This window comes from Alkalihalobacillus sp. FSL W8-0930, from assembly GCA_037965595.1.
GTDB lineage: Bacteria > Bacillota > Bacilli > Bacillales > Bacillaceae_D > Alkalicoccobacillus.
This window is the reverse complement of the sequence record CP150183.1, coordinates 1644707-1658207: the sequence shown is the minus strand read 5'-3', so window position 1 is coordinate 1658207 and position 13501 is coordinate 1644707. Positions and strand designations below refer to the sequence as shown.

Here is a 13501-nt window from a genome sequence, read left to right as displayed (position 1 = left end):
AACAAAACACAAATATAGCAAAAATGCAGGAGAAGCCCTCGCACCTGCGGGGACGGCCCATAGCCGTCAAGTTAAGAAAGGAAAAAGAAAGAGCTCATCCTTTCTCTTGTAGTGGATCTAGTATTTTCCATCAGGGTACGTATGGGTAGATTGGCTCTTTTTCTATTTTTTTTTGCACCGGATTCTACCGTTTTACTCCACACGCGCATGTGTTTCATAGGCGATCTGTAAGATGTCATAGGGACTTTGATGGCGGTGGCGATGGTCTTTTCGTCCATGTCGGTAAATGCTCTCGTAGATATTTTCTAGAACGTCTTCTAATGAAGAACGATGATAGAGAGCGTATCCTTTTGACTCTTCTATAGCCCTTTTGGCATGATGGATACACTTGTATTCACTGCCTTCGAGGTGGTGCTTTTGATGAAGATAGAACCGGCATTGAAACGCCACCATCGAGGAAAGCAGAATGTGTATAAGTTTCCCATACATGTGGCAGAGAAACCGATCTGGATTCATCGCGCGCACGTGATCAATGGCGAAAAGGGATTTCCACGTTTTGAAAAGAATCTCGACTTGCCAGCGTAAGGAATACATCGGATACAATGCTTGCACATCCATTTCTTCCTGTGTTAGGTTAGTGGCAAGGATTTGGGTATGATCCTTTTTGTCGGCGGATTGGGTATGACCCCCTTTCCGTCTTCTTTTTCGTAAACCGGCTTTCCTCTTGTTTTGTTGATCCTCTGTCAATCGTTGCACGATGACACGGGTTTGAAGGGTGTTCTTTCCTTTGACCCCTAATTGGATGACCCCATAATCTTTGATCGCTCCCGGTTCTAGCTGCTTCGCATCTTCTTCTGGTTTGATTTGGATTCGTTCCCCTTGATCATCTCTAGTCCAATAGGTCATATTGGCCGGCGTCCGCGTGATATAAGAAGCGCCTGCACGATCGATTTGTTTCAAATGGTCGCCAGAAAAGTAGCCGAGATCACGGATGATCAAATCACCTGGTTGAATCGTATCGGCTAATGCATAGGCGGCGTGATGGTCACTTTCTCTTGAACCGGAAAGTAAGGTATGCAAAAATTTCCCCTCATATAGCTCATACTCTAAATGAATTTTCGCTCCATCTGAAGAAGTACCATCTTTCTTTGGTCGTTCAAATGAAGTCGCATCTAAGATGCGGATCCGAGAAAACGGGGTCTCAGGAAGAGGTGGCATGGCCATCAACTCTTGTTTGGCCGCCAATTGAAAAAACACATGCTTCAAAAAAGCCGCTCCTTTTTCATCGAAGCGTTGATGTAAGGCTTGTTTGGAAAGGTGGGTATTGGATTCACGTGAAAGAGCCCCGCAAAGCTGTGTTAACTCTGTCGCACCGACGGGTTGAGGAAGAAAGGAACAAATACTTAGGAAATCCTCAGGTTTTAATTTCTTTAGACGCTGTACAAACCCAACATCTCGGGCAGATTGGCGAAGGTTCGGTACAGATAAAACGTCCAACACGGTTTTCGCAAACGTACTGAACTCCTCTTTTAAAGACACAAACGATCCCTCCCTAGGACTGGTTAAACCCCCATCCTAACGAAGAATCGTCTATAGTTAAACCGATTTTACTTAACTTGACGGCTATGGGGGACGGCCTCAGCCTTTTTCGCGGAAAGGGCGCCGCTACATTAGCTTCACCGCGTCCTGTTCCGTAGGATTCTCGGGTTCTCCCTCCGCTTGTTTTAGTTATGTCCCAAAATCTTCTTCGTTTCACTATTTTTTACCCATGTAGATAAACGATTTTGACCGAGACGAAGCTTGTTTAAGCTGCCAATCACCGTATGTATGGATCTCGTTAAACCCTGTTTGCTTTAAGGAGAGGTCAATCTCTTCTTTAGCTTGGAACCGTAGTTGCAGACGCTCCTTTTGCAAAATCTTACCAGTAGAAACCTGTCTCACTGACTCAAAAAATGTATACACATCTTCTGTAAAGCCTTCGTAGTCCGTAAGAATTTCAAGAGCCTCCCCTGTCTCTGGATGTTTTGCATAATCAGGACTCAAATCCTGCTCCCACTCCTCCCATACCTTAGCAAGTGGATTTCTTACGTCAAAGATCATGTGACCTCCTGGCTTCAGTGCCCTATAAACATCTGAGAGCATTTGCTTCCAGCTCTCACTTGTTAAGAATACCTGTGCCACATTTGCGGTCATCACGACTGCATCATATGTATTATTTTTAAGATCTTTACTGTCCCCAAGAATCCATTCAACATTGCCTTTGAATTCTTTTTGGGTCGCCAAATTGAGCGCTTCTTGGTTCGTATCAATCGCTGTTACATGATATCCTTCTTTAACAAATTGTTCAGTGATACGACCTGTTCCACAGCCCAGATCTGCTATCATTTTTGCATTTGACTTCTTTAAAAGGGTACAAAAAAACATCGAATCAAGCGTGCTTTGATTTAATTGATCATAGACAAGGGGAATCATATTTACTCCTTTATGAAGAGTAAACAACGAGAACATTCTCGTTGCTTACCCGTTGTTTTCATCTTTTTTTGTAAACGACAAGCCTTCACGACTTTTACTAATCTCAAATAAACCTGTCGCTGATAAGCCTGCGAGTGTTCCTGCCCACAATCGCATAGAAAGAGCAAGGTCAGAAAAAGGGTAGGATAATGCTCCAACAACCAATCCAACCACCACAGCAAGTAGTGGAATAAAACGCTTTGGAATTTGAATGGTTCGTTTAACTAGCTCGATTAAAGCCAATACAATTGGACTAATAATTGTAGCCAAGATAAGAATAATCTCCAATCGTAAACCCTCCTTTTTAACAGTACATGCTCAAAAAGGAGAAACGAAACGGCTTCTATATTGGCTAGTATAAATTATGTATGCATTAGTTTTTGAGCAAACGTGAGTAACTTTTTATCCTGATGGGCTCCTGCAATAAATGATAATCCAATCGGACCACTTTGCGATTGAATAGGAATGGTCAACTGAGGTAGTCCTGCCAACCCTGCAATACAGCTTAATTGCAGCGTGCTGTTGCGACGTTGTTCAACCTGTTCTGGTGCCAGGTTCACTAAATGTGCAGAACCCGGCACAGTTGGGATGGCAAATATCGTATCGGCCGGTAAAAGTGATACTAGATGCTCCGTTATTTTTGCCTGCTCATGTACCGCTTTTTGATACTCTTCCTCGGTAATTGATTTTGCCATGCAGAACCGCTCAGCGATCCCCGGACCAAAAGCTGGATTTGTATTAGTAATCCATTCACCATGGGCCTGCCATGCTTCATAAGCTTGTGCAATTCGGAATGTTTCCTTCCATTCATTTAGTCCATTTTTAGTAATGGAGAGCGTTTTGGAACACTCTGTATTATTTTTTAACGTTTGCAGGGCCTCTTGTAACGCATCAGTACTTTCTTCTTCAATTAGAGCCCAGGCTTCGTCCGGAAGCAGAACAGTTGTAAACGATTCTGTGCTCTCATCATGCTTTTGGAGCAAAACCTCTCCTACTTTAACCATGGTTTGTATCTCTTGTGCCATCCATCCAACCGTATCAAAGCGTTGAGCAAGTGGAATGACCCCATCAATTGGAACAGCGCCATGTGTAGGTCTGAATCCATATAGTCCGCAGTACGCAGACGGAATTCGAACAGAGCCTCCCGTATCCGTTCCAATCGCAAAATCAACATCTCCTGAAGCTGCCGCAGATGCTGAGCCACTTGATGAGCCTCCCGGAATATGACCTGGCTTTTTCGAATTTACTGGCGTACCGTAATGAGCATTTTCCCCATTTAAGCTATACATCAGCTCATCTGTATGTGTTGTGCCCTTAAGTGTGGCACCTGCTTTTAAAAGCAATTCAATTGAAGTTGCATGACTTGTAGCTGCATCGTGTGTTCGGAGCCAATCAGGATTACCTGCACTAGAAGTCACACCCTTTAGGGCAAAGACGTCCTTCACCGCAAACGTGAACGAGTCCAATGGACCAGTTGAAGTTGGTTGGAAACAAACAGATGGATCTACATATGCGTTCGATGTACTCATGAAAAGCCTCCTCACATCCTTTTTATCTATATCGCCTAAGTTACCTGAAAGCCCCGAGTGTATGTTTAGGTTTGTTAGAATTCCTAACACACATCCTCATACTTCTTCTGTTTTTGAGACATACTAATCACTCAAAAAGGAGGGATTGTATATGGCAAATCCAGATAATCGAGCAGATAATGCAAAGCGAATTGGTGAAATCATTAGCAATACAGAACAAAAAATTCATGAAACAGAAGATTACATGGCCGCTCATGATCATCAATTAGATGAGCATGACAGACAAGACATTATTGATAAAAACAAACGAAGAGAAACAAGTATTGAAAGCTTGCGTAACGAGATTAAAGACGAATCATAAATGATAACTCGCGGGCCCTTCTTGAACGGAGGGCTTGTTTTAATGTAAAAATAACCTTTTATCAGACAAAAATATGGTATAATCTTACTAATAATGATTGATGAGGAGACTGAAGATGGAATATACAAGAATCGACATCCCATTTGGCTCAATCTTTTTCCAGATACTCGGTTTTGTCTTTTTGATTGCGCTTATCTATAGTGGATTTTTGGCGATTAAAGCGTTGAGAAAATATGTAAGGACGTAAGGAGGTATATAATGATTTTTTTTATATTATTGGCTCTGCCTTACTGATAACTAGTGGTTTACTCACTATTTTCTCAGATTCTAATTCGTTATTTTCTATTCCAACCTTTGGCGCGGCATTATGCTTTATCATTTCAGGCGTACTAGATCGAAAACAAGAGAAAGATGAGCTAAAGAAAGAATCTTAATTGGAGAATAGACTAATTACTCCAGTGACGAATAATATCAGAATGAAAAGAATGCCAAGTACGTAGCGCCAGCGAGCAAACTTAATTTCATTCGTATAATACGTATTCAAAAGAATTAGTCCGTACGTAAAAGCGATTAAGATTCTTGAAATCCCTCTTACATAGGGAATGTCCATCGTGAAATGTATGATGATTAAAAGTAAACTGATGACAGCAAAGAACGGCCACCATCGTGCAAGTTTCGCTAACAATTTGAACCCTCCAGATTTCTGTTAAAAGGTAAGAGCGCACAAGTAGACTTGAGCGCTCTTACTTTTTTATGATGTGGAATGTCCTGCTTGAGCTCCGTAATTACGTAAAATCATCGCGTTTGTTTTAAACATGCCATGCTTCTCATAATAAGGAACGAGATCATCATCACATCCAAGATCAACCATGTAAAGATGACTGAGCTGCTTTTTCATTCGCTCGACTAATTCGTTACCAATACCTCTGTTTTTATAAGCAGGTAGTACCTCTAGTAACGGGATATAAGCAGACAGAACTCCATCACTAATCGCTGTAATAAAGCCCACGACTTGGCTCGCGTCCTCGTCAATTGCTAAAACAATATAACTGCTTTGCTGCAGAAGCTGAATGTGTGCAGCGGGATCTGGATGACTTGGCCAATCAACAAAAAAACCTTCTACCATGCTAGGTGTAATTCCACTTGTATCATAAATAAATTGAATCATTCATCAACACTCCTCGTCGTTTTTTATTGAACTATTAGACGTATAGGCAGTGGATGAATCAATAAAAAAGTAACAAAAAATACCCTCCTAGTTTAACAATAAAAAGAATGAATGATATGTAAAAGATAAAATGATGAATTCCTATGTATTAAATGCAACTCTAGTATAAACGAAATAGTCTAAAAAGGTAAATACTTCAAAGGAAATTTAATGAAAAAAGGAGGATAAAATTGGTTTTTCTTTTTCATTGAATACCGAACATATATTCGCATATAATAAAAACAGCGAACCAATGTGGGAGTGTGTATCATGCCATCTTTCGAAGAGCTTGAAGAATATAAGACGTTTTTACGTCGAGGAAACTTAACGTGGGAAGGCAGTCGGATGATGCTTCCTGAGCATAAGGAACGGATCCGTCTATCTAATGAACGAGATTTCCGTGTGGAAAAACATGAGCTTGATCCTGATGAGCTTGAGCGAATCGGGCAAGTTGTGATGGATTCCTTGCATTACACGAAGTGGGTTAAAGTTACCTATTGGGAGCAGTGGGCTTATCACGAAGCGATTGGCATTATTGCTCAGGTGAGTAAGGATCAGAAGCAAGTAAAACTTGAGCTTGAGAATGGTGAAGTGATGTACATAACAGTAGACTGTTTGCGGTGGGCGGAATTGGTTTGAGCACTGATTTAAGAGTGCGTGTCTTAGACTTCTGGGGGAGGATCGGTTGTTCTTGATAAATGCATTGTGCTTCTTGCTGAACGGAGCCTCCTCCTTTGTGAGTTACACTGAGTTCTTGCTAACAGTCTTCTCTTCTTGGTAAATCTACCGTTTTCCTTGCTGATAGCCTCTCGTTCTTGATGGAACATTCTCTGAACTTGATTAAACTTCCATTCTTCTTGCTAACGCTCCTCTCTTCTTACTTAAATGTGCAAAGTCCTTGGTTCCCGTTGCTTTTCTCTTGTTAAGCAGCTCCTTCTTGGTGGTCAGGTCATAGTTCTTGCTGAACGGTGCACTTCTCTTAGTGTTGCTTCCGAACTCCTTACTATTAGCTATGCAATCTTGGTATTTCACTTTTTCTCCTTGCTATTGGCTCCCTGTTCTTGATGGATCATCCTCTGAGCTTGATTAACCTCCCTTTCCTCTTGCTAACGTTGCTCTTTTCTTATTACATTCTAAAATGTTCTTAATGCCCGGTTCTTTTTTCTTGCTATGTAGACGGGTCTTAGTACTCACGTTGTTTTTCTTACTGTACAGAGCATTTCTCATCCAATGTTTTGTAAGCCCCTCTCAGGGTACAAGAACAATAACGAGGAGGTCGTTATGCTACATAAAAATATGTTTATTGATGCATTACTTTCGTTTACAGTTTTTTGGTTTTTAAGCGCTCTCTTGAGGCTTCTTTTTGACGGGGGAAATTTTATCTCTATTCTTCGCGACACTCTCCCTATAGCCATAGGATTTGTGTTGTTTATAACATTTTTTAAACTTTTATTGAGAAGGCGTCTTTAGATTCCCTATTATCATCTTAAAAATATAAAATGGAGGGTCAATCCATGCACATGTATAACGCCTGATGGCTTCTTGCTGTAGTCATAGCTTTTATTGGTGGACTTGCTCAATATTTCATCGTTCAACTTTTCGGAATCGAACCAAATATAGAGTTATTCACCGCGGCTTTTTAGGAATATTTATTTAGCGCATTATTCTATTTTAAAGCATTCCACATCTAGTGATCATTCCCAGTTAAAATGGGAGAGGAATAAATCAGTTATTATAGTATAATTTTGTCATTCGTTTTTTGAAAGGATTGTATAACGCATCATGAGAAAAATAATTATGAACATATATTTATTTGTTTTCAGTCCATATTAATGCTCTCCATCAGCGAACTTAAGCACCATAAAAAAGTAAATAAAGAAAAAACATTCCGTAATATTAGTGAATCTATAGCTGAATTAAAACATCTTACTGTTAACCAAAAATTAAAAGGGCAAAAGATTTACACCAACAAGCAAAGAGAGCTCACCGAAATACTAATAAAGTACGAAGATAAAGAATTGAATGAAGAAACAAAACTTGAAGTCAGTAAAGAGTGTGTGGCTCTCATTGCTAATAAATATGATTTGTTTTTAGCTTGCGTTTACTTTGTTGTTTTTGTATCTGCTTTCTTTTTCCCATTTTGGGATTATTACTTTGCGCTTTTATTTCCATTCTTAATAATTAATTTAGTTTTGATAGGAATATTTGTTTTAGGATTAGGAATGTTAGTCCGGTTTAGTTTGAGACAAAAATTATTCGGAAAGATCTTTGTATTTACGATACTTGCATTTTTTCTTATAACGGCTATAGTCCCATAACACTAAAAAAGAAGGCTATCATGTAGGTAGCCTTCTTTTTTAGTGTTAAAATTCGTTCTCGTCCACGTTTAATCTAATTCAATTATAACAAAAAAAGCTGCCCACAATGGACAGCTCTCATTTTATGCTATTACTCTTCCCAAACCTTCACTTCACTCATAACATCGCCTTGCTTGATGCGAGTGATTAGGTCTTCACCTTCAATAACTTGTCCGAACACAGTGTGCACGCCATCAAGGTGTGGTTGTGCTTCGTGAACAACGAAGAATTGGCTACCGCCTGTGTCTTTACCAGCGTGCGCCATAGATAGAGCACCTTTTACGTGTTTGTGTGGGTTGCCTTCTGTTTCACATTTGATTGTGTAGCCAGGGCCGCCTGTACCGTTACCAGCTGGGTCTCCGCCTTGTGCTACGAAGCCCGGGATTACACGGTGGAATGTTAATCCGTTGTAGAAACCGCTGTTTGCTAGTTTCTCGAAGTTTTCAACATGTCCTGGTGCTGCTTCTGGGTAAAATTCAATGACTAATTTTTCGCCGTTTTCGAATGCGATGTGTCCTTTTTTCATATGAATCATCCTCATTTCTTTAAAGGTTTGTCTTATCTTTTATTTGCTGTTTAGACAGCCAGATTCTATTGTACACCATCTTCTTTCAAATAGAAAATGATAGTGACTATCCCTTACTACTTATCGGGATAGAGGAAGATCTAAGCGAACAAGGTCTTCATAGTCTTCTCTTTTAACTACGAGCTGAACGTCACCGTTTTCGACAAAGACAACGGGTGGACGTGGGATACGGTTGTAGTTGTTTGCCATAGAGTATCCATAGGCCCCTGTACAGAAAACAGCTAAGATGTCTTCATGGTTTGCTTTTGGCAAAGGTAAATCCCAGATTAACATGTCTCCACTTTCACAGCATTTGCCTGCAATGGAGAAGGTGTCTGTTGCTTCTTCATTTGCTCGGTTCGCAAGAATGCCCTCGTACTCTGCTTGATAAAGGGAAGGTCTTAGGTTATCACTCATGCCCCCATCAACTGCTAAGTAGTGACGAACATTCGGAATGTCTTTTTGAGATCCGACTGTATACAACGTCGTTCCTGCATCTCCAACAAGGGAGCGACCAGGTTCAATCCAAATTTCCGGTAAGGCCATTTCCGCTTTCTCGGCATATTGCTTCATGACTTTAATCATTTGATATACATATTCTCCACCAGGAAGCGGTTCGTCTCCTTCGACATAGCGGATTCCAAATCCTCCACCAAGGTTTAAGACACTTGGAATGAATTTAAGCTCTGTTCTCCAGTGCTCAATGTATTCAAAGATCTTCTCAACAGCCATTACAAATCCTTTTGTTTCAAATATTTGTGAGCCGATATGACTATGTACGCCTAAAAGGTTCATATGCGGACTCTGTAGTGCTTGTTTAATGGCCTGGTCTACTTGGCCATTCGTAAGATCAAATCCGAATTTTGAATCTTCTTGTCCTGTTGAAATATAGTCATGAGTGTGTGCTTCTACACCAGGTGTGATTCTAAGCAATACATCCATCGTTGTATTGTAACGAACGCATGTCTCTTCAAGTAATGTCATTTCATAGAAGTTATCTACAACGACACATCCGATACCTGATTTCACCGCAAGATCAAGCTCCTCGGGACTTTTGTTATTTCCATGGAAGTGTATTTTGTTCATCGGTACTTCTGCTTTAATCGCTGTGTAGAGTTCTCCACCCGATACCACGTCGAAGCTTAACCCAAGTTCATTCGCCAGTTGATACATGGCGATACAGCTAAATGCTTTACTGGCATAGGCTACTTGATAAGGGACTTGTTCTTTTTCAAAAGCTTCCTTGAATTCTGCTGCTTTCTTTCGAATAAGAGCGACGTCATATACAAACAAAGGGGTTCCCTGTTCCTTTGCTAGGGCGACTGTATCCACTCCTCCGATTTCTAAGTGTCCCTGAACGTTAATCTGACTTGTTCCGTGTAAATACATGCTGACCTCTCTCCTCTTGCCAAACGAAAAACAGTTGATGCAAAATCACCAACTGTTCTTCAGTCAATTCCCGATTGTGCAAGTATCCATTTTTCTATCACTTTATCATAATTTACTCTTTACGGCTATTAAGAGTTTTCTTACGAATCAGAAGGTTGCTGACGGATTTTATCTTGCGGGTTCACAATGGACGGTCTCCATTTTAATGATGGAACGGATGCTCTAATAAGAATCTGCCACATTTCCGGAGGAGAAAACGGTAGTAACGGCCACAAGTAAGGTTTATTAAAAGGTTTTGTAGCTGTAAGAGCAAGAACAAAGACAAGAAAAGCAATGACAAAACCCGAGGAATCAAAAAGCGCTACCGCAAATAAAAAGAGGTAACGAACCATTCGAAGAGCAACACCTAATTCATAACTAGGTGTGGCAAACATCCCAATTGCTCCAAGTGATACGTATAAAATGACCTCAGGTGTCAAATAACCTACTTGAACAGCCATATCTCCTATTAGTAGTGCTGCAACTAGTCCAAGTGCGGTTGCGAGCGGTGAAGGCGTATGAATGGCTGCCATTCGGAGTAATTCAATCCCCATTTCTCCAAAGACGATTTGAAGAACAATGGGAATGTTTTTGTTCTCTTCTGGCCCAATAAATTCTAGCGCTTGTGGAAGCAAATCCTGGTTTGTTGCGAGCAAAAGCCAAAACGGCAATATAAACAACGAGAACATAATGCCCGTAAAACGCATAAATCGTAAGAAGCTTCCAACCGCCGCGGACTGTCGGTATTCCTCTGCGTGTTGGACATGGTGAAACAGTGTGGTTGGTGTAATGATTACGCTTGGTGTAGTGTCAACAATGATGACAATATGTCCTTCCAACAAATGAGTGGCTGCAACGTCTGGTCTTTCGGTATAACGAACAAGTGGGAAGGGATTGTATCCTTGTTTTACGATATATTCTTCTATCACTTTGTCAGCCATCGTAATTCCATCAATTGTGATGTTTTTAAGTTCCTTCTTCACAATCTTTACGAGCTCTGGGTCTGCCACACCATCAATATAAGACACACAAATATCAGTTTTTGAACGAACTCCTACTTGTAGAATTTCATTTCGCAACCGTTCATCTCGAATACGTCTACGGGTTAAACCGGTGTTTAAGATGATATTTTCTGTGTAGCCATCTCTAGCTCCTCGAACGACTCGTTCAGTGTCTGGCTCTTCTGGTCCGCGGCTTGGATAGGCACGTACGTCTACAACAAATGCTTGTTTGGACCCTTCGTGGATAATAAAAATTAATCCAGACAGCATCTGAGTAATCGCATCATCCATTGAATCGGTTTCTTCCACTTGAACATGTGTTAGATGGTTTTTAATCGCTGTATGTACGTCACCCGTTTTTTTCCCTCTTGCATCAAGTTCCATTAATTCCTTTAGGATCTCAATGATGTACTCATTATCGGTTAACCCCGTGACATAATAAATCCCTACTTCTCGGTCAAGGATCTTTAAATTTCGTACGCCGACATCAAATGATATATCTAACGCCAACCGCTCTTTTAATCGTTCAACATTTTCTGTATAAGACTCTGTAAATGCCTCTTCCTTCTTCTTATACATTTGTCCCACGATATCCACTCCTTTCTAGAATCATTTCTACTGCTTTTTTTGTAATAGGGCATCCTTTTTTTGTTTGGTCCTGTCCTCTCATCTTTCCAATATCTCCAATACCAATGACGACGGGAAGCTTTAACTCGTCTAAAATATAAACCGTATCTCCATTGATTCGATTCACTTCCAGATCTGCCAAACCCTCTTTGTCTACTCCAAGATGAGTTACTTCTCCATACCTGTCTATGCTAAAGTGAACGTTAGACCATTCACTTGAATGGGTTTGCGAAGCCACTGCTACAGCACCAAGAACATGAATATCCTCTCGTGCCCATAGATACCGCATTAATTGCTCACCTGGTCCCTCATCGCGGTATCCACAGTCATCAAACATGACTAAAACAGGAGAATGCGGTGTACGTAAAACGAGAGAAGCTAATTCCTCTCCAGTTAAAGTAGAAGGATTGCCTGCTGACGCACTAATCGCCCTGCATCCAAGCTCACGCGCTACAAACTCAACGGTCTTTCGCGCAGCTTCATCTCCATCTGTAATAAAAATGACGTCTCTCATACGTTCCACCTTTCTTCACCCACGCGGTTTACATAATAATGCAACTCCGAAACTCATGACGATTGATACGGATATACTTGTTGAAGCTAGCGTAAATAACCCGGCTCCTATTCCAAGAAATCCATGTCCTCCTCCTTCACTCATCGCACCGTGCACAAGAGCGTGTCCAATACTAGTAACAGGAATGATGGCACCCGCTTCCGATAGCTCTAGCAGCGAGTCATAAAGATGAAAGCCATCTAAGCATGCGCCAAGTGTAACTAGAATCACTAAGCATTGAACCGGAGTGGCCCTTGTTAAATCAAGTAAACACTGTCCGATAAAACAAATACATCCGCCAATCAAAAAGGCCAATAGATAGTCCATTTATTATGATTCAACTCCTTCTAACGCAATCGCATGAGCAACTGCTGGAATTGTCTCCCCAAGTTTGACCGTTTCACGGCTAAACAACGCTCCTGTTGCGATAAGTAAGACTCGTTTTAACTTTCCTTTTTTTAATCGTTCTAATACATTGCTAAAGGTCACAACTGCTGCACAGCCAGCTCCACTTCCTCCTGCTAGAAACACATTCGTTGAACGAAAAATGCGAGCTCCACCATCCTCATGTCGTTCATCCAATAAAACTCCGTGCTCTCTTGTCCACTTTCTGAATATCCCACTTCCTACTCGCCCTAAATCACCAGTTAAGATCAAGTCGTAGTCACTAATCGTTCGATTGGTTTCGCGTAAGTGGGTAAGAAGTGTATGACCAGCAGCGGGTGCCATAACCGCCCCTAAATTTGTTGGATCCTTTAAACCCATATCTATTGTTTCACCCACTGTTGCTGATGTAATTTGCACTGGGCTTTTCTGCTTACCTAGTAGAACCGCACCCGCACCGGTCACAGTATATTGCGCGGTTTGTCTTCTCTGAACCGCTGCCTCTGTAGGATAGCGAAACTGACGTTCAGCAATTCCGTGATGGCTGCTCGCACAAGCGACAACATAATTAGCCAGCCTCGTATCAATCAGTAATGCAGCAGTTAATAACGTTTGCGCAATCGTCGCGCAGGCACTATACATCCCAAACAGAGGAATCGATAGGTCTCTTGACGTAAAATTTGAAGCAGTTAACTGATGATCAAGGTCTCCTGCAAGTAAGTAATCTATTTGATTTTCTCTTACGCCACTTTTATCAAGACAGGTTTGAAAAGCGGTTTTCATTAACTTTCGTTCGGCCTGTATGAATGATGATTCACCACAGTATAAGGTTTGAAATGATGAATCAAACCATTCACCAAGAGGCCCTTTTTTCTCATCTGGGCCAACGGCCGTACCGGAAGCTTGAATGTAAACGGGGGTTGTATACTCCCATGTATGTTTGCCAAGCTTGTTCATAAACCGGTTCCTCTCTATTTA

At 41.1% G+C, this 13501-nt stretch carries 17 protein-coding genes; 4 read left to right on the top strand and 13 right to left on the bottom strand.

The annotated features are described in order from the left end of the window. Positions 1-192 precede the first annotated feature (192 nt). The 4 genes from NSQ54_08850 to NSQ54_08835 form a co-directional block, all read right to left on the bottom strand. Positions 193-1539 (bottom strand): IS4 family transposase, encoded by a 1347-nt coding sequence (locus NSQ54_08850; protein ID WYP28181.1) that lies wholly within the window; start codon positions 1537-1539, stop codon positions 193-195. Positions 1540-1755: 216 nt separating this feature from the next. After that, on the bottom strand, positions 1756-2499 hold the full coding sequence (locus NSQ54_08845) for a class I SAM-dependent methyltransferase (GenBank protein ID WYP28180.1): 744 nt from the start codon (positions 2497-2499) through the stop codon (positions 1756-1758). Positions 2500-2517: 18 nt separating this feature from the next. Continuing rightward, complete coding sequence (locus NSQ54_08840) at positions 2518-2799, bottom strand: holin (protein ID WYP28179.1); 282 nt, start codon at positions 2797-2799, stop codon at positions 2518-2520. Positions 2800-2873: 74 nt separating this feature from the next. Then, positions 2874-4040, bottom strand: coding sequence for an amidase (locus NSQ54_08835; GenBank protein WYP28178.1), 1167 nt, complete (start codon positions 4038-4040; stop codon positions 2874-2876). A 151-nt stretch (positions 4041-4191) separates the two neighbouring features. On the opposite strand from NSQ54_08835, the gene tlp reads away from it, so the two are divergent. Both tlp and NSQ54_08825 read left to right on the top strand, forming a co-directional pair. Continuing rightward, a complete protein-coding gene (gene tlp, locus NSQ54_08830) occupies positions 4192-4401 on the top strand; it encodes a small acid-soluble spore protein Tlp (GenBank protein WYP28177.1) in 210 nt (69 codons plus the stop codon). A gap of 115 nt (positions 4402-4516) precedes the next feature. Next, entirely contained in the window at positions 4517-4648 is a 132-nt protein-coding gene (locus NSQ54_08825) for a hypothetical protein (GenBank protein WYP28176.1), read from the top strand. 183 nt (positions 4649-4831) lie between these two features. Here NSQ54_08825 and NSQ54_08820 read toward each other — a convergent pair whose 3' ends face one another. Together NSQ54_08820 and NSQ54_08815 are read right to left on the bottom strand one after the other, a co-directional pair. Next, a complete protein-coding gene (locus NSQ54_08820) occupies positions 4832-5086 on the bottom strand; it encodes a hypothetical protein (protein ID WYP28175.1) in 255 nt (84 codons plus the stop codon). Positions 5087-5152: 66 nt separating this feature from the next. After that, a complete protein-coding gene (locus tag NSQ54_08815; protein WYP28174.1) occupies positions 5153-5569 on the bottom strand; it encodes a GNAT family N-acetyltransferase in 417 nt (138 codons plus the stop codon). Between the two features lie 309 nt (positions 5570-5878). Here NSQ54_08815 and NSQ54_08810 point away from each other — a divergent pair, with 309 nt between their 5' ends. Next, on the top strand, positions 5879-6247 hold the full coding sequence (locus tag NSQ54_08810) for a YolD-like family protein (protein WYP28173.1): 369 nt from the start codon (positions 5879-5881) through the stop codon (positions 6245-6247). A gap of 201 nt (positions 6248-6448) precedes the next feature. Here the strand turns inward: NSQ54_08810 and NSQ54_08805 are convergent, their stop codons facing one another. Next, the gene (locus NSQ54_08805; GenBank protein ID WYP28172.1) at positions 6449-6640 is read right to left on the bottom strand and encodes a hypothetical protein; all 192 of its coding nucleotides are present in this window, start codon (positions 6638-6640) and stop codon (positions 6449-6451) included. An 800-nt stretch (positions 6641-7440) separates the two neighbouring features. Between NSQ54_08805 and NSQ54_08800 the strand changes: the two genes are divergently transcribed. Beyond that, on the top strand, positions 7441-7926 hold the full coding sequence (locus NSQ54_08800) for a hypothetical protein (GenBank protein WYP28171.1): 486 nt from the start codon (positions 7441-7443) through the stop codon (positions 7924-7926). Positions 7927-8056: 130 nt separating this feature from the next. Here NSQ54_08800 and NSQ54_08795 read toward each other — a convergent pair whose 3' ends face one another. The 6 genes from NSQ54_08795 to spoVAD all read right to left on the bottom strand — a co-directional run bounded on the left by NSQ54_08795 (position 8057) and on the right by spoVAD (position 13480). Beyond that, a complete protein-coding gene (locus NSQ54_08795) occupies positions 8057-8491 on the bottom strand; it encodes a peptidylprolyl isomerase (GenBank protein ID WYP28170.1) in 435 nt (144 codons plus the stop codon). A 120-nt stretch (positions 8492-8611) separates the two neighbouring features. Beyond that, positions 8612-9919 (bottom strand): diaminopimelate decarboxylase, encoded by a 1308-nt coding sequence (gene lysA / locus NSQ54_08790; protein WYP28169.1) that lies wholly within the window; start codon positions 9917-9919, stop codon positions 8612-8614. A 140-nt stretch (positions 9920-10059) separates the two neighbouring features. After that, complete coding sequence (locus tag NSQ54_08785; GenBank protein ID WYP28527.1) at positions 10060-11538, bottom strand: spore germination protein; 1479 nt, start codon at positions 11536-11538, stop codon at positions 10060-10062. After that, on the bottom strand, positions 11531-12109 hold the full coding sequence (locus tag NSQ54_08780; GenBank protein WYP28168.1) for a stage V sporulation protein AE: 579 nt from the start codon (positions 12107-12109) through the stop codon (positions 11531-11533). Before NSQ54_08780 ends, NSQ54_08785 begins: the two co-directional genes overlap by 8 nt. 6 nt (positions 12110-12115) lie before the next feature. Continuing rightward, the gene (spoVAE, locus tag NSQ54_08775; GenBank protein ID WYP28167.1) at positions 12116-12466 is read right to left on the bottom strand and encodes a stage V sporulation protein AE; all 351 of its coding nucleotides are present in this window, start codon (positions 12464-12466) and stop codon (positions 12116-12118) included. A gap of 3 nt (positions 12467-12469) precedes the next feature. Continuing rightward, a complete protein-coding gene (spoVAD, locus tag NSQ54_08770; GenBank protein WYP28166.1) occupies positions 12470-13480 on the bottom strand; it encodes a stage V sporulation protein AD in 1011 nt (336 codons plus the stop codon). Positions 13481-13501 lie beyond the last annotated feature (21 nt).

Bases quoted from the DNA above. Each gene is read 5' to 3' on its own strand.
- NSQ54_08835 (WYP28178.1), bottom strand. From the start codon at position 4,040: ATGAGTACATCGAACGCATATGTAGATCCATCTGTTTGTTTCCAACCA.
- tlp (WYP28177.1), top strand. From the start codon at position 4,192: ATGGCAAATCCAGATAATCGAGCAGATAATGCAAAGCGAATTGGTGAA.
- NSQ54_08825 (WYP28176.1), top strand. From the start codon at position 4,517: ATGGAATATACAAGAATCGACATCCCATTTGGCTCAATCTTTTTCCAG.
- NSQ54_08815 (WYP28174.1), bottom strand. From the start codon at position 5,569: ATGATTCAATTTATTTATGATACAAGTGGAATTACACCTAGCATGGTA.
- NSQ54_08810 (WYP28173.1), top strand. From the start codon at position 5,879: ATGCCATCTTTCGAAGAGCTTGAAGAATATAAGACGTTTTTACGTCGA.
- NSQ54_08800 (WYP28171.1), top strand. From the start codon at position 7,441: ATGCTCTCCATCAGCGAACTTAAGCACCATAAAAAAGTAAATAAAGAA.
- NSQ54_08795 (WYP28170.1), bottom strand. From the start codon at position 8,491: ATGAAAAAAGGACACATCGCATTCGAAAACGGCGAAAAATTAGTCATT.
- lysA (WYP28169.1), bottom strand. From the start codon at position 9,919: ATGTATTTACACGGAACAAGTCAGATTAACGTTCAGGGACACTTAGAA.
- NSQ54_08785 (WYP28527.1), bottom strand. From the start codon at position 11,538: ATGTATAAGAAGAAGGAAGAGGCATTTACAGAGTCTTATACAGAAAAT.
- spoVAE (WYP28167.1), bottom strand. From the start codon at position 12,466: ATGGACTATCTATTGGCCTTTTTGATTGGCGGATGTATTTGTTTTATC.
- spoVAD (WYP28166.1), bottom strand. From the start codon at position 13,480: ATGAACAAGCTTGGCAAACATACATGGGAGTATACAACCCCCGTTTAC.